Annotated in this window: 20 protein-coding genes; 12 read left to right on the top strand and 8 right to left on the bottom strand. The window is 66.8% G+C overall.

The window, feature by feature from the left end; translation table 11 throughout:
* Positions 1 to 36: 36 nt before the first annotated feature.
* On the bottom strand, positions 37 to 771 hold the full coding sequence (locus CA260_RS16215; RefSeq protein ID WP_111984429.1) for a 16S rRNA (uracil(1498)-N(3))-methyltransferase: 735 nt from the start codon (positions 769 to 771) through the stop codon (positions 37 to 39).
* 169 nt (positions 772 to 940) lie between these two features.
* Between CA260_RS16215 and CA260_RS16210 the strand changes: the two genes are divergently transcribed.
* Positions 941 to 1,291, top strand: a complete 351-nt coding sequence (locus CA260_RS16210) for a hypothetical protein (RefSeq protein ID WP_111984060.1) — start codon at positions 941 to 943, stop codon at positions 1,289 to 1,291.
* A gap of 7 nt (positions 1,292 to 1,298) precedes the next feature.
* On the opposite strand, the gene CA260_RS16205 is transcribed toward CA260_RS16210, so the two are convergent.
* Positions 1,299 to 2,660 (bottom strand): adenosylmethionine--8-amino-7-oxononanoate transaminase, encoded by a 1,362-nt coding sequence (locus CA260_RS16205; protein ID WP_111984059.1) that lies wholly within the window; start codon positions 2,658 to 2,660, stop codon positions 1,299 to 1,301.
* 61 nt (positions 2,661 to 2,721) lie between these two features.
* Between CA260_RS16205 and gspN the strand changes: the two genes are divergently transcribed.
* From gspN to mazG, 6 genes are read left to right on the top strand one after another with little or no spacing between them, the layout of a single operon-like run.
* Positions 2,722 to 3,513: a type II secretion system protein N gene (gene gspN / locus CA260_RS16200; RefSeq protein WP_111984058.1), complete on the top strand. Its 792-nt coding sequence runs from the start codon at positions 2,722 to 2,724 to the stop codon at positions 3,511 to 3,513.
* The gene (locus CA260_RS16195; protein ID WP_111984057.1) at positions 3,506 to 4,288 is read left to right on the top strand and encodes an inositol monophosphatase family protein; all 783 of its coding nucleotides are present in this window, start codon (positions 3,506 to 3,508) and stop codon (positions 4,286 to 4,288) included. The genes gspN and CA260_RS16195 overlap by 8 nt, the downstream gene beginning before the upstream one ends.
* 25 nt (positions 4,289 to 4,313) lie before the next feature.
* Positions 4,314 to 4,658, top strand: coding sequence for a hypothetical protein (locus CA260_RS16190; RefSeq protein ID WP_146745363.1), 345 nt, complete (start codon positions 4,314 to 4,316; stop codon positions 4,656 to 4,658).
* A 14-nt stretch (positions 4,659 to 4,672) separates the two neighbouring features.
* Entirely contained in the window at positions 4,673 to 5,230 is a 558-nt protein-coding gene (nudE, locus tag CA260_RS16185) for an ADP compounds hydrolase NudE (protein ID WP_111984055.1), read from the top strand.
* Complete coding sequence (cysQ, locus tag CA260_RS16180) at positions 5,227 to 6,051, top strand: 3'(2'),5'-bisphosphate nucleotidase CysQ (RefSeq protein ID WP_111984054.1); 825 nt, start codon at positions 5,227 to 5,229, stop codon at positions 6,049 to 6,051. Before nudE ends, cysQ begins: the two co-directional genes overlap by 4 nt.
* Positions 6,051 to 6,866: a nucleoside triphosphate pyrophosphohydrolase gene (gene mazG, locus CA260_RS16175; RefSeq protein ID WP_111984053.1), complete on the top strand. Its 816-nt coding sequence runs from the start codon at positions 6,051 to 6,053 to the stop codon at positions 6,864 to 6,866. Before cysQ ends, mazG begins: the two co-directional genes overlap by 1 nt.
* An 81-nt stretch (positions 6,867 to 6,947) precedes the next feature.
* Here the strand turns inward: mazG and CA260_RS16170 are convergent, their stop codons facing one another.
* Positions 6,948 to 7,493 (bottom strand): hypothetical protein, encoded by a 546-nt coding sequence (locus tag CA260_RS16170; RefSeq protein ID WP_111984052.1) that lies wholly within the window; start codon positions 7,491 to 7,493, stop codon positions 6,948 to 6,950.
* Between the two features lie 124 nt (positions 7,494 to 7,617).
* Between CA260_RS16170 and CA260_RS16165 the strand changes: the two genes are divergently transcribed.
* Positions 7,618 to 8,394, top strand: a complete 777-nt coding sequence (locus CA260_RS16165; protein WP_111984051.1) for a DUF4097 family beta strand repeat-containing protein — start codon at positions 7,618 to 7,620, stop codon at positions 8,392 to 8,394.
* 12 nt (positions 8,395 to 8,406) lie between these two features.
* On the opposite strand, the gene CA260_RS16160 is transcribed toward CA260_RS16165, so the two are convergent.
* The 3 genes from CA260_RS16160 to CA260_RS16150 are packed head-to-tail and all read right to left on the bottom strand — an operon-like array spanning position 8,407 to position 12,799.
* Positions 8,407 to 9,510, bottom strand: a complete 1,104-nt coding sequence (locus CA260_RS16160; RefSeq protein WP_111984428.1) for an SLC13 family permease — start codon at positions 9,508 to 9,510, stop codon at positions 8,407 to 8,409.
* Between the two features lie 51 nt (positions 9,511 to 9,561).
* The gene (locus CA260_RS16155) at positions 9,562 to 12,045 is read right to left on the bottom strand and encodes an ABC transporter permease (RefSeq protein ID WP_111984050.1); all 2,484 of its coding nucleotides are present in this window, start codon (positions 12,043 to 12,045) and stop codon (positions 9,562 to 9,564) included.
* A gap of 31 nt (positions 12,046 to 12,076) precedes the next feature.
* The gene (locus CA260_RS16150) at positions 12,077 to 12,799 is read right to left on the bottom strand and encodes an ABC transporter ATP-binding protein (protein ID WP_111984049.1); all 723 of its coding nucleotides are present in this window, start codon (positions 12,797 to 12,799) and stop codon (positions 12,077 to 12,079) included.
* On the opposite strand from CA260_RS16150, the gene CA260_RS16145 reads away from it, so the two are divergent.
* The 3 genes from CA260_RS16145 (at position 12,798) to CA260_RS16135 (ending at position 15,263) form a co-directional block, all read left to right on the top strand.
* Complete coding sequence (locus CA260_RS16145; RefSeq protein WP_111984048.1) at positions 12,798 to 13,415, top strand: arylesterase; 618 nt, start codon at positions 12,798 to 12,800, stop codon at positions 13,413 to 13,415. The two genes, CA260_RS16150 and CA260_RS16145, sit on opposite strands and share 2 nt — an antisense overlap.
* Before the next feature lie 112 nt (positions 13,416 to 13,527).
* The gene (locus CA260_RS16140; protein ID WP_038615615.1) at positions 13,528 to 14,259 is read left to right on the top strand and encodes a response regulator transcription factor; all 732 of its coding nucleotides are present in this window, start codon (positions 13,528 to 13,530) and stop codon (positions 14,257 to 14,259) included.
* 20 nt (positions 14,260 to 14,279) lie between these two features.
* Positions 14,280 to 15,263, top strand: a complete 984-nt coding sequence (locus CA260_RS16135) for a sensor histidine kinase (RefSeq protein WP_111984047.1) — start codon at positions 14,280 to 14,282, stop codon at positions 15,261 to 15,263.
* An 86-nt stretch (positions 15,264 to 15,349) separates the two neighbouring features.
* Here the strand turns inward: CA260_RS16135 and CA260_RS21450 are convergent, their stop codons facing one another.
* Entirely contained in the window at positions 15,350 to 16,705 is a 1,356-nt protein-coding gene (locus CA260_RS21450; RefSeq protein WP_111984046.1) for a 3-oxoacid CoA-transferase, read from the bottom strand.
* Between the two features lie 230 nt (positions 16,706 to 16,935).
* Between CA260_RS21450 and CA260_RS16125 the strand changes: the two genes are divergently transcribed.
* Positions 16,936 to 17,928 carry an isoaspartyl peptidase/L-asparaginase family protein gene (locus CA260_RS16125; protein ID WP_111984427.1) on the top strand — a complete coding sequence of 331 codons (993 nt, stop codon included), beginning with the start codon at positions 16,936 to 16,938 and terminating at the stop codon, positions 17,926 to 17,928.
* 69 nt (positions 17,929 to 17,997) lie between these two features.
* On the opposite strand, the gene CA260_RS16120 is transcribed toward CA260_RS16125, so the two are convergent.
* Positions 17,998 to 18,561: a response regulator transcription factor gene (locus CA260_RS16120; RefSeq protein WP_111984045.1), complete on the bottom strand. Its 564-nt coding sequence runs from the start codon at positions 18,559 to 18,561 to the stop codon at positions 17,998 to 18,000.
* Positions 18,562 to 18,846: the final 285 nt, after the last annotated feature.

Raw genomic sequence — 18,846 nt, 5'->3', positions numbered from 1 at the left:
CAAGCCGCCGCGCCGCCTTACCGAGGCGGCGTGGTGTCAGATATCCCCGTGCAGCGCCTGCAGCGCGGCCAATGCGGCCAGGCCGGCCGTCTCCGTGCGAAGGATGCGCGGCCCCAGCTTGAGACCCGTGAAGCGCGCGTCGGCCAGTGCCGCCGTGTCGCGTTGGCCAAGGCCGCCTTCGGGGCCGACCACGAGCAAGCCGCCCGCAGGCGTGAAGCGCAGTTCGCCGGGCCGTTGGCTGCCTTCGGGCAGCAATGCGAGGCGCAAGGCGCCGTCATCCGCCAATCCCTTCAGCCACGCCTCCAGCGGAAGTGCGGGGCTCACCTCGGGCACGGTGGCACGCCCGCTCTGCTCGCAGGCGCTGGCGACCACCGCGCGCCAGTGGGCGAGGCGCTTTTCCGCACGCCCCGCGTCGAGCTTCACTTCGGAGCGCTCGGTCAGCAGCGGAACGATGCGCGCAACGCCCAGTTCCGTGGCTTTCTGCACGATCAGGTCCATCTTCTCGCCACGGGCCACGCCCTGGGCCAGCGTCAGCGGCAACGGCGACTCGTTGGCGACCGGTTGCGCCGCCTGGACCCGCACGGTCACCTCGCGCTTGCCGACGGCCTGGATGAGCGAGAGGTAGTCGTGGCCATCGCCATTGAACAGGGTGACCGGGTCGCCGGCCTCCAGCCTGAGCACGCGCGCCACGTGCTCCCCGGCCTGCGCCGGAAGCGGCAGTTCCTGGCCGACCGCGAGCGGCAGGTCCACGTGTATGCGAATGGTGCGCATGGCGCGTTCTATGATGGTGGAAACGGAAAGCATAACGGACAGCGGCGAACCGTCTCATGCGCCTTGTGCGGCGAAAGCTGAACACGCGGCGACATGGGGCGGCCCGGATTTGCCTGCCGACGCGGGCAGGCGCAGGATGAAGACGTCCCTCACTCCCCGGAGGTGGAACATGAACAAGTCCACGATCGCACTTTTCCTTGGTGCTGTGGTTGCCCTGGCGGCCAGCCCGCTGGCGATCGCACAGAGCACGGCACCGACCAGCAACAACAGCATGCAGGCACTGCCGGAAGGGCAGGTGCAGCCCCTCGGTTCGCAGCCGGTCAAGCAGGGCCCACCGCGGCCCGGCGACCGTACCTGCCTGCAGACGACGGGCAGCATGATCCCGGCCAAGCACGGCAGCTGCCTGACCGTGCCCGGACGCAGCTACAACCGGCAGGACATCCAGAACACGGGTGAAACCACCATGGGCCCGGCGCTGCAGAAGCTCGACCCGAGCGTGACCATCCACGGCGGGCACTAAGCCCCGGTCAGCCGGCGACGGCGCGCTCGATGCCGTCGACGGCCGTATCCACCAGCAGGTCGATTTCCTGCGTGGTGATCACATAGGGCGGCATGAAGTAGATGACATCACCCAGGGGGCGCAGCAGCGCGCCCTGGGTGAGTCCGTGCAGGTAGACGCGCAGCCCGCGGCGATCGCCTGGCGGGAACGGTGTGCGTCTCGGCTTGTCGGCCACCAGCTCCACGGCGGCGATCATCCCGGTCTGGCGCACGTCGGCGACATGCGGATGACCGCGCAGTGCATCGAGCCGCTGCGCCAGGTGCGCTGACAAGACGCGATTGCGTTCCAGCACCGGTTCGTCGCGGAAAATCGCCAGCGTTTCCAGCGCCACGCGGCAGGCGAGCGGGTTGCCGGTGTAACTGTGCGAATGCAGGAACGCCTTGCCCGCGCTGTACTCCGCGTAAAAAGCGTCATACACCTGCGTGGTGGTGAGTACCGCCGACAGCGGCAGGAAGCCGCCGGTGAGTCCCTTGGACAGGCACATGAAGTCGGGTGATACGCCGGCCTGCTCACACGCGAACAAGGTGCCCGTGCGGCCGAAACCCACCGCGATTTCATCGGCGATGAAATGCACGGCGAACTCGTCACACAGTGCGCGCAGCCCGGCCAGGTAATCGGGATGGTACATGCGCATGCCGCCGGCGCACTGCACCAGCGGCTCCACGATCACCGCGCATACTTCGTGGGCGTGCTGCTCAAGCAAGGTGCGCAATTCGCCGAGCCGCCGTTGCGCCACCGCGGCCCCGCTTTCGCCGGGCTCTGCCTCGTAGGCGTCGGGCGAAGGCGCGAGGATCGGCGTCAGCAGCAGCGGTGCGTACGTCTTGCGATACAGCGCCACATCGCTGACCGACAGTGCGCCCAACGTTTCGCCGTGATAGCTGCCGGTGAGCGCGATGAAGCGCGTCTTCTCGCCATGACCCTGGTTCAGCCAGTAGTGGAAGCTCATCTTCAGCGCCACTTCGATCGCGGCTGAACCGTTGTCCGCATAGAAGACGCGATCGAGGCCGGGCGGCGTCACGCGCACCAGTTCTTCCGCGAGCGCCACGGCGGGTTCATGGGTAAAACCGGCGAAAATCACGTGTTCCAGCGTGCGCGCCTGGTCGGCCAGCGCCGCGGCGATGCGCGGGTTGGCGTGTCCGAACAGGTTGGTCCACCACGAGCTGATGCCGTCGAGATAGCGCCGTCCGTCGGTGCCGACCAGCCATGCCCCATCGCCACGCGCGATGGGCACCATCGGCACCGTCTGGTGATCGTGCATCTGCGTGCAGGGGTGCCACAGGTGGCTCAGGTCTCGACGCACCAGCGCGTCGGCAGCGGGGAGGGTGTTCATCCGGCTATGATCGGGGTTTCGAGCATGCCCGCTCAAGTCTTCCAAATCCCCGGGAATTGGTTTGAAGCATTGGCGTATCGCACTGGCCGGCCTGCTTGGCCTGCTGCTCATCGGCTTTGCCCTCGTGTGGTTCATGCCCGCGCGCTGGGTGCTGCCGCTGTTGGCAGGTCGCCTCGGCGGCATTCACTTGCAGCAAGTGAGCGGACTGATCTGGGATGGCCATGCCGGCCGCGTCGTATCGGCCAAGGGCGAGGATCTCGGGCGACTCGACTGGCAGCTTTCGCGTGGCGCCTTGCTGCGGGGCGATCCCGAATGCCTTGTCGACCTGCAGGGACCGCGCCTGCAATTCCACGGTCGCATGCAGGGGCGCAGCGCCACCGATGCGCGGTGGACGGACGTCCATATGCGCGCCGACCTCGATCTGTTGAACGCACACCTCGCGCTTCCCGGCGGAAAGCCGCGCGGCACCCTCACGGCCGATATACCCAAGGCGCAGTTGCAGGGAGGCTGGCCGCTCGTGCTGGATGCCCGCCTGGAGTGGCAGGACGCATCGTTGCGTACGCCCCGCCAGGGCGATGTGCTGTTGGGCACGTTGCGATTGACCATGCACGGCAGCAGCGGCGTGATCGATGGTCATCTGTACGACAGCGGTAGGGGTCCGTTGCGCATCGATGGCGGCTTGCAGCTCAGCCCGCTGGCGTGGCGCTTCAATGCCATCGCGGCGCCGCGCGAACCGACACCCGCCTTGACTCGTTGGCTCGCCGCTTTCGGCCCCGTCGATGCCGACGGCGTCACGCACATCCATTACACCGGTGGCCTCGCTGCCACCATGCCCGGGGGAAATCATGGCTGAACTGAACCTGCCGCATGCACTCGCCGCGGCGCGCGAAGCGGCGCAGGCCGCCGCCGAGGTACTGCGGCATTACTGGCGTCGTGGCGTGGACATCGAGCTCAAGAGCGACGACACGCCCGTCACCGTCGCTGACCGCGAGGCAGAGATGGCCATCCGCAAGCTACTGCAGCAGGCCTTGCCGGAGGCGTCGATCTACGGTGAGGAGTTTGGGCGCGACGAAGGCAATCCCGAACTGCTGTGGATGGTGGATCCGCTCGATGGCACCAAGAGTTTCGTGCGCCGCACGCCGTTCTTCTCCACGCAGATCGCCTTGATGCACCGTGGCGAGCTGGTCCTAGGCGTTTCCAGTGCGCCGATCTACGGCGAGACCATGTGGGCCAGCGCCGGTGCCGGCAGTTGGTTCGAGGGCGAGCAGGTGCATGTCGCACCGACGTCGACGCTGGCGCAGGCATCGCTTTCCATCGGCAACGTGAAGTCGCTCACTGCCGATGCGCGCTGGGCCGAGCTGGGCGCGCTGATCCGCGACACCAATCGCATTCGCGGTTATGGCGATTTCTGCCATTACCACCTGCTCGCACGCGGCAGCCTGGACCTAGTGCTGGAGTCGGATGTGAACATCCTCGACATCGCGGCGCTCGCGGTGATCGTGCGCGAAGCAGGCGGCGTGTTCACCGATTTGGACGGCCAATCACTCACCCTGGAATCGCGAAGCGTGCTTGCCGGTACACCCGCCATCCACGCCGCCGTACTGAAACGCCTGCGCGCAGCGCGCTGAGAAGGAACACCGAATGGATGCATCCATGCAGATTCTCTACGGCTTGTTGGCCAACGCGCCGCAGATGACCGCCGCCATCATCGGCGTGGTGCTGGCGGCGGTGTTCTGGCGAAGGATGCCGGGCCCGGCGTTGTTGCTCCTGCTCGGAAGCATCATCGAAATGCTGGTGCTGCTGGCCTCCGGCTGGTACCACTTCGTCTATTTGCCAGCTGCCGTGCAGGCGCGCGAGCAGACCACGATAGAGCTGGCCCGGCACGCCGCCGTTGTCGGGGTAGCCACGAGCGTGCTCCAGGGCATCGCGTTCGGCATGCTGGTATGGGCGGTGGTGGCGGGGCGTGGTCGTCAGCTGCCGGCGGTTGCGGGGCGCTGAGCTACAATCGACCCATGCGCAAGCCACCCATCATCCATGCGACACGCGACGTGCACGACAGCAGCTTCCTGCGCGTCGAGCAGCTCGACCTCGAATTCTCCAACGGCGAACGCCGCGTCTACGAGCGATTGAAAGGCAGTGGACTGGGTGCCGTGATCATCGTGCCCATGCTTGACGATGAAACGGTGCTGCTCGTGCACGAGTACGGCGCCGGCGTCGGCCGCTACGAACTCAGCCTGCCCAAGGGTCGCCTCGATCGCGACGAAACGGTGGAGCAGGGTGCCGATCGCGAGCTCAAGGAAGAGATCGGCTATGGCGCACGCAAGCTGAAGATCCTGCACAACCTGTCGCTGTCGCCTTCGTACATGACGCACATGGCGCATGTCGTGCTGGCGCAGGACCTGTATCCCGAACGCCTGCAGGGCGACGAACCCGAGGAACTGGAAGTGGTTCCGTGGAAGCTCGCCGACCTGCACCTCCTGATCGCCCGCGAGGACGTCACTGAAGGCCGTTCGATCGCCGCCCTCTTCATGGCTCGCGAATACCTCGCCGGCCGGTTTTCCCCGACATGAGCCACGTTCCGTTTTCCACGCTGCTGCAGCAGGTGGCAGCCCTTGCTCGCGAAGCGGGCGACGCCATCCTGGTGGTCTATGGCGAAGAGTTCGAAGTGCAGCGCAAGGTGGACCAGTCGCCCGTCACCGCGGCCGATCTTGCCGCGCAGCGCGTGATCACCGCCGGCCTGGCGCAGCTCGAAGGCGGCCTGCCGGTGATCTCCGAAGAGGCACGCGCCGCAGCATGGTCGGAGCGGCGCACATGGACACGCTACTGGCTGGTCGATCCACTTGACGGCACCCGCGAGTTCATCAAGCGCAACGGCGAGTTCACGGTGAACATCGCGCTGATCGAAAATCACGAGCCCGTGCTTGGCGCGGTGCTGGCGCCGGTCACGGGCGAGCTTTACGCGGCGGCGCGTGGGCAGGGCGCATGGCTGCAATCGCAGGTCGATGCGCCTTGGCAGCGCATCGCCACGCGCGATTTCTCGCAGCCCGCCACGGTAGCCGGCAGCCGATCGCATGGTGGCGCGGGCACGGCGCTGCTGGAGCAGTTGATCGGTGAAGGCTACCAATCGATGCCGCTCGGTTCGTCGCTGAAGTTCTGCCTGGTGGCGCGTGGCGATGCGGACGTCTATTTGCGTCGGGGCGCAACCAGCGAGTGGGATACGGCGGCGGCGCAGAGCGTGCTCGAAGAGGCCGGTGGTGCGGTGCTCGACCTTGCCGGCGAGCCTCTGCGCTACAACCGTGGCGATTCGCTGATCAATCCCGAATTCATCGCGGTGGGCGACAGCGCCGTCGACTGGAAAGCCCGCCTGCTTGCCGCCGACCTGGAGGCGTGATGACCGAGGCCGTTCGCCACAGCCTGGATGACCTGCTCGCCATCATGACGCGCCTTCGCGACCCCAAGGGCGGTTGTCCGTGGGACCTGCAGCAGGATTTCTCCACGATTGCGCCGTACACCATCGAAGAAGCCTACGAAGTCGCCGACGCCATCGATCGCAAGGATTGGCACGACCTGCGGGACGAGCTGGGCGATCTGCTGCTGCAGGTGGTGTTCCACGCGCAGATGGCGAAAGAGGCGGGCCTGTTCGACTTTGCCGATGTCGCCCACGCCATCAGCGAGAAAATGGTGCGTCGGCATCCGCACGTGTTCGGCGACGAGAGTTACGACGACCTCGACGCGCAGAAGCAGGCTTGGGACGACATCAAGAGCGCCGAGCGCGCGGCCAAGGGCGAGCAGCATGACGACAGCGCACTCGCCGGTATCTCGCGCGGTTTGCCCGAGTGGAAACGCGCGCTGAAGCTGCAGGAGCGTGCGGCCAAGGTCGGCTTCGACTGGCCGGACGAGCAGCCGGTGCTCGACAAGTTGCTGGAAGAAGTCGAGGAAGTGCGGGCCGAGTTTGTCCAGGGTCGCGACCGGCAGCGGCTGCAGGATGAAATCGGCGACGTGCTGTTCGTGGTGGCCAACCTGGCGCGGCACGCCGGCGTGGATTTCTCGCAGGCCTTCCGCCATGCCAACGCCAAATTCGAGCGGCGCTTCCGCCAGATGGAACGGTTGGCGCGCGAACAGGGCCGGCCGTTGCCGGAGCGCGATCTGGCGGAACAGGAAGCGCTGTGGCGTGTTGCCAAGCGCACGGACAAACCGGCCACCTGAAAAAAAGGAGGCACGGGCTCTGGGGTTCCCGTGCCTCAGCCGTGGACGCTCCCGGGTCGGTCGCGTCCATTGTTCTTGTCGTTATGGTTGTGTGGTCGGTGCCGGCTTCATCGCGTGGCGGCGCTGTTCCCATTCGTTGCGCATCTTTTCGGCTTCGGCGCGCTGCTTGGCTTCGTTCGCGAGGTTCTCGTCGAGGCTCTTGCGCAGCGTGGCGATGGCTTGGTCGATGTTGGCAGGCGCCGCCTGGGCGCGGGCGAGATGGTGGTAGACGTAGGTGCGCACGCGCGGATCCTGCGTCTTGGTCAGCACGTCGTTGTACAGCGCCTGCAGGTCCTTGCCGCGGCCGTTCTCGCGGTACAGGCGCTCCAGTGCCTGCAGATCCTCGATCACCGGTGAACCCGGGCCCTCAAGGCCGGGGCGACCGAAGCCGGGACGGCCGAAACCGGGGCCATCTCCCATGAAGCCCTGCACGTCGCCACGGTCCATCTGCGGACCACGGGGAGCCGGCATGGCCTTGGCGGCGAGGGCGGGTGCGCTCTTGGGGGCGGCGTCCTGGGCGATGGCATAGCTGCCACCTGCGACCACCAGCAGGACGAAGGCGGAGGTGAGCAGGGTCTTGCGTTGCATGTCGATCCATCTCCACGATGTTGGTTGTGCCTCAAACGTGCCGTGCCGGCCTGGGTTGACTCGGCTCTAAACCTTTTGGGGAGCAGCAACATCTCAAGCCTGTCCGATCAATCAGGAGCTACCCATGCGTCGCCTTCTTCTTGCTGCACTGCTGTTTGCCCCTTTGGTTTCGCACGCTGACGAGTGCAAGTACGAGGCGCCGCGCAACCTCACGCTGGACCTCGCCGGCGTTCGCGAAGTGCAGGTGGACCTGCACAGCCACGACCTGCATCTCAACGGCAGCAGCGGCGGGGCAGGCGGCTCGGTCACAGGGCGCGCCTGTGCGTCCGACCCGAAGCTGCTGGACGACCTGGTGGTCACCCAGCGCCGCGAAGGCGATCGCCTGATCGTGGAAGCCGGCAATCATGGCCGCATGACGATCAGCCTGTTCAAGAGCAGCTACACCAGCCTCGTGCTCAACATGCAGATCCCTGCGCAGATCCCGGTGGTGCTGAACGTCGGTTCCGGCGATGCGTGGGTGACGGGCCTGCAGAAGCTGTCCACGCAGGTGGGTTCGGGTGACCTGCACGTCAACAAGATTGCCGGCCCCTTCAGCGCCAGCGTGGGTTCGGGCGACGTGGACGTGAACGACGTGGGCAGCCTCGACATCGGCTCCATCGGTTCGGGCGACGTCAAGGTCAACGGCGTTCGTGGTGAATCGCGCGTGGGCAGCATCGGTTCCGGCGACGTCACCATCCGTGCCGTGGGCGGCAGCGTGAAGATCGACACCGTGGGCTCGGGCGATGTGCGTGTGCATGATGTGCACGGCGACTTCACCGTGGGTGCGAAGGGCAGTGGCGACGTGAGCCACTCCGGCGTGCAGGGCAAGGTGAGCGTGCCGCACGATCGCGACGACGACTGAGCCTTCGTCGGCTCACCCCAGCCAGCGCCATACGAGATACACGAGTGGCGCGCAGACCAGCAGGAAAGGCACCGAGACCTGGTGAAGCAGTCGGCCACCGCCCGGCTGTTTCGCCAGGCGTAGCGCAATGAGATTGGCCAGCGAACCGATGGCCAGACCGAAGCCGCCGACGTTCACGGCCACCGCCAGCGCCATCGCATCCGGCGCGTGGCGCAGGAACAACACGGTGGCCGGCACGTTGCTGATCACCTGCGAGGCGAGGATGCCGCTCACGTAAAGCGTGAGCGGCTGATCAAGGTTGAGTCCGTCCAATGCTCGTTGCACGGGCGGCAGTTCCGCCGCGTGGCCCAGCCCCAGGAAAATGGCGGCGAAGGTGACCAACAGCAGCCAGTCCACGCGTGCCAGCGTGCCGCGTTCCAGCAGCGCGAAGGGCACCAGCAGGAGCAGCGCGCCGAGCACGGCATGGTTGTGCTCCATCATCAGCACCATGCTCGCCAGGGCCGCCACCGACAACACGGCCTGCGCCGCCGAAATGGGATGGCCGTCGACGTCCTCGGCGTGCAGCAGCACGCGCCCGCGCGGCAGCCAGCACAGCGTCAGGATCACCAGCAGCACGAACATCACGCCGAACGTCGGCAGCATCGTCCAGGCAAATTGCAGGAAGGGCAGGTGCGTGTACTGCCACAGCAACAGGTTCTGCGGGTTGCCGATCGGGCTGAGCGTGGAGCCCGCGTTCACGGCGAGTGCCTCCAGCACCACCATGCGCATCACCGGCACGTTGGAGATGCGGCCGATCGCGAGCGTCAGCGGCACGATCAGGAACAGGCTCACGTCATTGGTGAGCACCATCGCGAGCAGCGCCGTGGTGCTCACCAGCATCAGCCCCAGCATGCGCAGCGAATGCGCGCGCGCGACCATGGCGGCCGCCAGGTGTTGCACCAGTCCGCTGTCGCGAATGCCCTGGATGCAGATGAGCAGGCCCAGCAGGCCCGCCAACGTCGGCAACTGCAGCCAACGCTGGTGATCGGTGAGCGGCCGCGGATCGGCCACGGCCAGCACGATGGTCAGCAGCAGGAAGCCCAGCAGCAACCAGTCATGCGCCACGCGGCGGAGCATTCGCGTGAGTGCGTTTTCCGTGCGGTCGGTATCGTCCCTGGACGTGGTCACTCAGTTTTCCCGCAACAGGCGCATGGGTGAGGTGCGGCTCACGCGCCGCGTACCCGCGAGTCCCAACAGCATCACCACGATGGCGGCCGCCAGCGCCGCCAATAGCAGTGAGCCCAGCGGCGGCACGAAGTCGTCGATATGGAAGATGGCGTGTCCCAGCCAGAGCCCCGTGCCCGCGGCCCCAAACGCCGCGGTAAGGCCGGCGACGAGGCCGAGCAGGGCAAATTCGCACGCGGCGGCGGCGCGCAGCTGGCTGCGGCGTGCACCCAGGGTGCGTAGCAGGGCGGCTTCGTGGCGACGTTCCTGCGCGCTGGCGGCGAGTGCCGCAGCGAGCACCAGTGCACCGGCGAGCAGGCTGAAGCCCAGCACCCAGCGGACCGCGCCGCTCACCTGGTTCACGATCTCGCGCACGCGGTCGAGCATGGCGTCCACGTCGATGAGGCTGAGGTTGCTGTAGTCGCGCGACAGCTGCGCGAGTGCCGGTGCGTTGCCGCGCGGCAGGTAGAAGCTGGCGATCCAGGTATGTGGCAGCTCACTCGCGTGCGCCGGATCGAACACCAGGAAGAAGTTCACCCGGAACGACGTCCAGTCGACCTTGCGGATGCTGCCCACCCGCGCATCGATGTGGCCTTCGCCCACATTGAAACTCATCACGTCGCCGACCTTCAGCGCAAACATGTCACGCCACATGGTATCGATCGACACCTCGGCCTGCGCCGGATGCCCGCCGTGCCATTGCCCTGCGATGACCTGGTTGCTCGGCGGGAGTTCGCCCGCCCATGACAGGCGCAACTGGCGGTCGGCCCAGTCCTTGGCGCGTTCGTCCTTGAAGCTGAGCTGGTCGATCGGATGGCTGTTGATGGCGGTGAGCTTGCCTACCGCCAGCGGCAGCATGTTGAGCTTCTGGCCGCCCATGCCGGCCAGCGCGTGCTCGAAACCCGGGCGTTGGTCGTCCTGCAGGTTGAGCACGAACCAGTTCGGCGTATCCGCGGGCAGTTCGCGCCGCCAGCCTTCCAGCAGGGCCGGCGCCACGATGGCCAGCAGCAACAGGGCGACCAGGCCCAGGCTCAGCGCCGTGGCCTGCAGCAGGCTCATGCTGCGCCGGCGTGCCAGTGCAGCGAGCCCCAGCCGCAACGCGGGATGGGCGCCTGGTGCCACGCGCCGCGCGATCCACAGCAGCAGCGCGGAAAGCAGCGCCGCCACGATCGCCACGCCGACCAGGCTGGCGGCAAGGATGCCGGCCAGCTTGGCCGAGCCGCTCTGGCTCCAGATCAGCAGCAGGGCGACCACGGCCGGCACGAGGTACAGCGCATCGAAGCGCCGCACGCGCCGCGCCGCGCTTTCGCGGAACACGGCGACCGGTGGAACCTCCGCCAGCCGCGTGAGCGGCGGCAGGGCGAACCCGGCCAGTACGGCCAGGCCCATGGCTGCCGCCGCGGCGGCGGGGCCCAGGGGCAGCACGGTGGGCACGGTGGTGAACATCTGGCTGGCGAAGTGCCAGGTGAGCTGGGCCAAGCCCAGCGCCACCAGGGCGCCCGCGGCGACGGCAGGCACGGCAAGCAGCCCCAGCGTACCCGTCAGCAGGCCCAGCACCTGCCGTCGTGGCGTGCCGAGGGCGCGCAGCAGGGCCACCTCGTTCGTCTTGCGGCGTGCATAGCGCTGTGCGGCCATCGCGATGGCGACGCCAGCCAGCAACGCGGAGAGCAACGCGGTGAGCCGCAGGAAGGCACTGGCGCGGTCGAAGGCGCTGCGCATGCGTTCCTGCGTCTGTTCGGGCGTGATCAGTTCCGCGCCTTGGGGAAGGGTCTGTTCCTGCACCCAGCGACGCCAACCCTGCACGGCGTCGGGTTCACCCGCGACCAGCAGGTGGTGTCGCGCGCGGCTGCCCACGCCCAGCAGGCCTGCCTGTTCCGCGTCGGTGACGTTCATCAGCGCCCGCGGCGCCATTGCGACCAGTTCGCCGCCGTCGGGCTGGCGCAGGAGTTCGCCGGCGATGCGCAGATCGCGGCCACCCAGTTGCACGGCATCGCCGAGCTTGAGGTTCAAGGCCACCAGTGCGCGATGATCGAGGTAAACCGTGCCCGCAGGCGGTCCGTGGCCGACCACGCTCTTGCCTTGGCGGTCGAGCAGCTCCAGCGTGCCGCGCAGCGGATAGGCGCCATCGGTAGCCTGTACATCGAGCAGCTGGCTCTGTTCGTGCGCGAACGCGACGCTTGGAAAGCTCGCATTGCGCGTGACATGCAGGCCGCGCTGCGCCGCTTGTGCGGCATAGTTCGAGGGCAGTGACTGCGGCGAGCTGATGCCGAGGTCGCCACCGATCAGCTCCGCCGCACTCGCCAGCACGCCGCGCTCCATGCGCGTGGACAGCGTGGCGACCACGCCCAGCGCCACCACGGCCAGCACCAGCGAGGCGCCCAGTGTGCGCAGCTCCGGCAGATGCCACTCGCGGCGCAGGCTACGCAAGGACAGCGTGAGCAGCCTCATGCCGGGCGCCCCGGCAGCGGCGCGCGCGTGCTCATGGCGCCACCGCTGCGCTCGTGCGCGGTGCGATCACGTGGCCGTTGTCCAGTTCCACTTGGCGCGTGCAGCGCGCCGCGAGCTTCGGGTCGTGCGTGACCAGCACGAGCGTCGTGCGATGGTCGTGGTTCAGCGAAAACATCAGGTCGCTGATGTGGTGGCCGGTGCGTTGGTCGAGATTGCCGGTGGGCTCGTCGGCGAACAGCAGGCGCGGCTGGTGCACGAAGGCGCGGGCAATCGCCACCCGCTGCTGCTCGCCACCGGAAAGCTGGGCCGGGTAGTGGCGACGCCGCGGCGCCAGCTCCACTGCTTCCAGCGCCTCGCGGGCACGCGCGCGGGCGTCGTCGCGGCCTTCCAGTTCCAGTGGCAGCATTACGTTCTCTTCGGCGGTGAGCGCGGGCAGGAGATGGAACGACTGGAACACGAAGCCGACCAGGCGACGACGCAGGTCGGCACGCGCTTCCTCGTCCATGGTTTCCAGCGCATGGCCATCGAGCGAGATGCGTCCATGGCTGGGCGTGTCGAGGCCGGCGAGCAGGCCGAGCAGGGTGGTCTTGCCTGAGCCGGACGCGCCCACGATGGCGAAACTCTCGCCGTCGCGCACCTGCAGCGAGACGTTGCTCAGGATATCCAGTCTGCCCTCGGGTCCCTGGACCGACTTGCTAACATCGATGGCATCCAGAAGAACACCGTTGGAAGAAGCGGAGGCCGTGCCACTCATGCGTCGTTTCCTTTGTTGCCTCGTCATGCTGCTGGGCGCCGTCGTCGGCGCCGCCCACGCGGCCCCGCCGAAAACCGTGCTGGTGCTGGGCGATTCCTTGTCGGCCGCGCACAACATCCCGGTCGAATCCGGCTGGGTGCATCTGCTCGGCGACCGTCTCGCCAAGATGGAGCCGGGTTGGACGGTGGTCAATGCCAGCATCAGCGGCGAGACCTCGCTGAGCGGCCGCAACCGGTTGCCGGCACTGCTCGAGAAATATCACCCGGCCCTGTTGGTGATCGAGCTGGGAGCCAACGATGGCCTGCGTGGCTTGCCGCTGGCCCAGCTGCGCGACAACCTTGCGGCCATGGTCACCGCCGGCCAGCAGGCCAAGGCCAAGGTGCTGCTGCTGGGCATCGAGCTGCCGGTGAACTATGGTCCGCAGTACCGCGATGGCCTGCGTGCCGTCTATGCGGACGTGGCAAAGGACAAGAAAGCGGCGTTGCTCCCCTTCCTGCTCGATGGCGTAGCCCTGAAGCCCGAGCTGATGCAGGCAGACGGCCTGCACCCAGTCGCCTCGGCGCAACCGCAGGTCTTGGACAACGTTTGGAAGGCCTTGACGCCTCTATTGCACTAAGGTGAACACGCTCACAACCTGACGTGAATCTGTCAGAGGAATTTCACGCGAGCCTCACGATGCGGGTCGTTAGCTGTTCACCTTTGTGAAGTCAGCTGCAGGAGAGGTAGGGATGAGCGCACGCGATGAACAATCCGGCCTGATTCTTCTGGTCGAAGACAATCGCCAGATCGCCGAGATGGTCGGCGAGTTCCTTGAGCGCCGGGGCTATTCGGTCGACTACGCCGCGGACGGCGTCAGTGGCCTGCACCTGGCGGTCTCCAACAGCTACGACGTGGTGGTGCTCGACCTGATGCTGCCGGGCATGGACGGCCTGGACGTTTGCCGCAAGCTTCGCCGCGACGCCAAGAAGTCTACGCCCGTACTGATGCTCACTGCCCGCGACACGCTGGAGGACAAGCTCGTGGGCCTGGAGGCCGGTGCCGACGACTACCTGGTCAAGCCATTCGAAGTGCGCGAGCTGGAAGCCCGGCTGCGTGCACTGATCCGTCGTGATCGCCGGCAGGTTTCCACCGAGATCCTCACCGTGGGCGACATGACGCTGGACACGGCCACGCTGCGCCTCGTACGCGGTGGCCAGGAACTCACCGTCTCGCCGATCGGGCTGAAGCTGCTCGCGATCCTCATGCGCGAATCGCCCCGCGTGGTGAGTCGCCGCGACATCGAACGCGAAATCTGGGGCGACACGCTGCCCGACTCGGACACGCTGCGCTCGCACCTCTACAACCTGCGCCGGGTCATCGACAAACCGTTCGATCGTCCGCTGCTGCATACCATCCACTCCGCCGGATACCGCCTTGCCGATCTCGAATCGGAGGTCGCTACTGCCTCGCAGCCGGCATGATCGGTAGCGCATGAACTGACATGGCAAGCAGGGGCACCGCGCAACCCGCGTCGACCTTGGGACGCGGGTTGTTCCATCGACGTCTCGCGATCATTTTCGGCCTGCAGTTGCTGGCCGTGATGATCGTGTGCCTGATGGGCGTGTACAACGTGGCACCCGTCGGCGCGGTGGTCGCGCTGATCGTGATCATCAGCGCGCTCGCCTGGTTGGCCGCCTGGCACCAGTGGTCGCCAGTGGCGCGGCTGGCCCGTGCCGTCAGCGGCTGGGACGAAGGATCGTCGGACCTCAACGGCTGGCGGCCCGACCAACTGCCGCGCCGCACGGACGCCGACGTGATGACGCTGGCCAACAGCCTCTACGGTTTCGCCAACCGCATCGCCGGTTACAACCAGCGCGAACGCAACTTCACGCGCGACGCCAGCCACGAGCTGCGCAGCCCGCTCACCGTGATCAAGATGTCGGCCGACATGCTGGCAGACGACCTCTCGCTCGGCGAATTCGGCCAGCGCTCGGTCCAGCGCATCAAGCGTTCGACGCGCGAGATGGAGGCACTGGTCGAGGCGCTATTGATCCTCGCGCGTGAATCGGACAACGGCCTCACCGAAGAGGACTTCGTCGTCAACGACGTGATCCGCCACGAGCTGCCCGACGTGCTGGCCATGCTGGAAGGACGCCCCATCACGCTGGAGCTGGAAGAGCCGGCGCGCTTCGCACTGCACGGCTCGCCACGCGTGTTTTCCGTGCTGTGCTGGCAGCTGATCCGCAACGCCTGCCAGCAGGCGGAGGGTGGCACGGTGGTGGTCACCGTGATGCCCGGCGTCGTCACCGTGACCCACCGCGGCGACGCTTCCGTTCCCCTGGCGGCGAACCGCCACGGCTTCGAACTGGCCATCGCCCAGCGCATCAGCGAACGCTTCCGCTGGCCGCTGGAGCTGCAGACGCGCGACGACCGCAGGCACATCGCGCGCATCCGGTTTCCGGAGTCGACGCCTATTCCGGCCTAAGCGGATACGCGAGCTTTCTCCCGACAGGCCGCCGTACGCCTTCGCATCCCTTTAAGAAGAGACACGAAGGCGCTTGGCTCACGCCGTCACTTCAGCGCCGGGCTGACCGCGAACGCACATCCGGTCTTCGCCTTGACGTCCTCAAGCGTCACGCCGTCATGCATCTCGATCAGCGTCAGGCCCTTGCCCTTCTCGACCGAGAACACGCATAGGTCGGTGATGATCAGGTCCACGCATTCCTTGCCGGTGATGGGCAGGTCGCACTCGTTCTTGATCTTGGGCGAACCGTCCTTCGCGGTGTGCTCCATCAGCACGACCACGCGCTTGACGCCGCTGACCAGGTCCATGGCGCCGCCGGGGCCCTTCACCATCTTGCCGGGCACCATCCAGTTCGCGAGGTCGCCGGTGCAGGACACTTCCAGGCCGCCCAGGATCGACAGGTCGATGTGGCCGCCGCGAATCATGGCGAACGATTCCGCGCTTGAGAAAAAGCTCGAGCCGGGCAGGGTGGTGATGGTCTGCTTGCCGGCGTTGATCAGGTCGGGGTCCACATGGGCGTCGTCCGGGAACGGTCCGATGCCGAGCAGGCCGTTTTCCGACTGCAGCGTGACGTCCATGCCCGGCGGGATGTAGTTCGCCACGAGCGTGGGAATGCCGATGCCCAGGTTCACGTAGAAGCCGTCCTGCAGTTCCTTGGCGGCGCGCTGCGCCATGGCCGTGCGGATCGGGCTTTCCTTGCCCGTGTTGGCGCCGGCGATCGTGCGGAACTCGATGCGCTTCTCGTACGAGGGGCCCTTGATGATGCGGTCGACGTAGATGCCGGGCACGTGGATGCCGTCCGGCTCGAGCGTGCCGACGTCCACCAGTTCTTCCACTTCGGCCACGCAGACCTTGCCGCAGGTGGCGATCATCGGGTTGAAGTTGCGCGCGGTCTTGCGGAACACCAGGTTGCCGAGGCGATCACCCTTCCATGCCTTGATGATCGAGACATCGGCGTGGATGGCTTCCTCCAGCACGTATTCCTTGCCGTCGAAAACCTTGGTCTCCTTGCCTTCGGCCAGTTTGGTGCCGAACGCGGTGCGGGTATAGAAGCCGGGAATGCCCGCGCCGCCGGCGCGCAGCTTCTCGGCCAGGGTGCCCTGCGGCACCAGGTGCAGTTCCAGCTCGCCGGCCAGCACCTGGCGCTCGAACTCCTTGTTTTCGCCCACGTAAGACGCGTACACGCGCTTCACCTGCCGGGTCTTCAGCAACGGACCCATGCCGAAGTCATCCACGCCCGCGTTGTTGCCGACGATGGTGAGTCCCTTGGTGCCGGCCTCCAGCAGCGCCGCGATCAGGTTCTCGGGAATGCCGCACAGGCCGAAGCCGCCGGCGGCGATGGTCATGTCGTCGAACAGCAGCCCGTCGAGGGCTTGCGTCGCGCTTGCATAAACCTTGTCCATTGCAGATGCCTTCTTGCAGGGAGAGCCAGCTGCCAAGGATACGACGGAATGCCGGCCGCTCACGTTGTACCAAGGTCCAAGACCCTGAAAAATCGCGGTAACGGGCCTGGTCCACCATCCGGGTGAGGATGGACGAGGCGCTGGATATACTCCGGGCCAAAGCTAGGGGAGTACCGTCCGTGAAGTCCTGCCGTCTTGTCGCCGCCATCGCGGCGCTGGGAATCGCGTCCATGAGCCATGCCGCCGCGCCCGTTCTCGTGATCCACGGCGGCGCCGGCGTGATCAAGCGGGAGATGAGCCCGGCCCGGGAAAAGGCAGTGCGCGCGGCGCTGACCCAGGCATTGCAGAAGGGCTATGCCCAGTTGAAATCCGGCAAGACGGCGGTCGACGCGGTGGCGGCGGCGATCACCGTGCTCGAAGACGATCCGAACTTCAACGCCGGCAAGGGTTCGGTGTTCACGCACGACGGCAAGAACGAGCTGGATGCAGCGATCATGGACGGCGCGACGCTCGGCGCTGGCTCGGTGGCTGGCGTGCATCGGGTGAAGAATCCCATCCTGCTTGCGCGGGCGGTGATGGAGAAATCCGATCACGTGATGCTGGTGGGTGACGGCGCGGAAGAGTTTGCGAAGACGGTCGGCGTCGAACTGGTTGATCCTGCCTATTTCCGCACCGACGAGCGCTGGCAGCAGCTGCAGAAGGCGCTGAAGGAAGACGCCGACAAGGTGAAGCATTCGGACGTCGAGACGGCCAAACACTTCGGCACGGTCGGTGCCGTCGCGCTGGATGCCGAAGGACACCTTGCCGCCGGCACCTCGACCGGCGGGATGACCGACAAGCGCTGGGGCCGCGTCGGCGATTCTCCGATCATCGGTGCAGGCACCTATGCCAATTCAGGCTGCGCAGTATCGGGCACGGGCTGGGGCGAGTACTACCTGCGCACGGTGGCGGCGCATGAGATCTGCATGCGCGTCACGCAGATGCGCGTGCCGCTGCGGCGCGCGGCAGCCGAAGTGATCAACCAGGAAATTCCGTCGATGGGCGGCAACGGTGGCGCCATCGCGCTGGACGGCAACGGCACCATCGCCATGCCATTCAATACCGACGGCATGTATCGCGGCTGGATCGGCGCCGATGGCGTGCCGCACGTAGCAATCTACGGCGACGAGGACGACGGCACGGCCGAACCCCTGCCTGCCGACGGTTCGCCGAACCAACCTTGACAGCGGCCCGGTTCGTCCAGGCCGGGACATGCAGGGCCGGGATCGCCCCGGCCTTGCAAGGCAACCCCATCAATCGTCCGCTTCGGGGCGCTCGCGTACCGGATGCTTGCTGAGCTTGCGCTGCAGCGTGCGGCGATGCATGCCCAGGCGGCGTGCCGTTTCGGAGATGTTGCCGTCGCATTCGGTCAGCACGCGCTGGATGTGCTCCCATTCGAGGCGACGCAGGGCCAGCGGGGCTTCGGGTGCGTCGACCACGTCGTCTTCGCCGGTACTCGTGTCGCCATCGAGCAGGGCGCGCACCACGGCGTCGGCATCGACGGGCTTGGCCAGGTAGTCATGCGCGCCGCGCTTGATCGCCTCCACGGCGGTGGCGATCGAGGCGTAGCCGGTGAGCAGCAATACGCGGATTTCCGGCACCAAGGCCTGCAGTTCGGGAATCAGGCGCAGGCCGTTCTCATCGCCCAGCTTCAGGTCGAGCACGCAGTAGCGCGGCTGGTGCCGGCGGGTGAGGGCGCGCGCCTCGTCGGCGTTGCTCGCGGTGATCACCTCGAATCCGCGCGAGCTGAGTGCGCGCGCAAGGACACGGGCGAAGGTGGCGTCGTCATCAATGATCAGGAGTTGCTGGTCGCTCATGGGGGTCTCCACGGCACGGTGGCCGGACGAGCACATTCTCGCCGCTGCGGCAACGCATGCACATGTGGCCATGTGCCACTGTGGCCATCCGCCACAGTTAAGGCAACACTGACTAAGTATCGCCGTTGTCATGATGTCCGGAAGGCCCGCCGGCTGCGCCGCGTGGCGCCGGGAAGACTGGCCGTCTTGCCAAGCGGCGCGGCGCAGCCGGCGGGCCTTCCGGACATCACCCCATCATCTGAAATTCAACGGTTGGGGCCCGCCCTGTCTGTCCGCATGCCTTCT

Source organism: Dyella jiangningensis, assembly GCF_003264855.1.
GTDB lineage: Bacteria > Pseudomonadota > Gammaproteobacteria > Xanthomonadales > Rhodanobacteraceae > Dyella > Dyella jiangningensis_C.
Note: the sequence above shows the minus strand (reverse complement) of the source record. Positions and strands in the feature narration are given on the sequence as shown.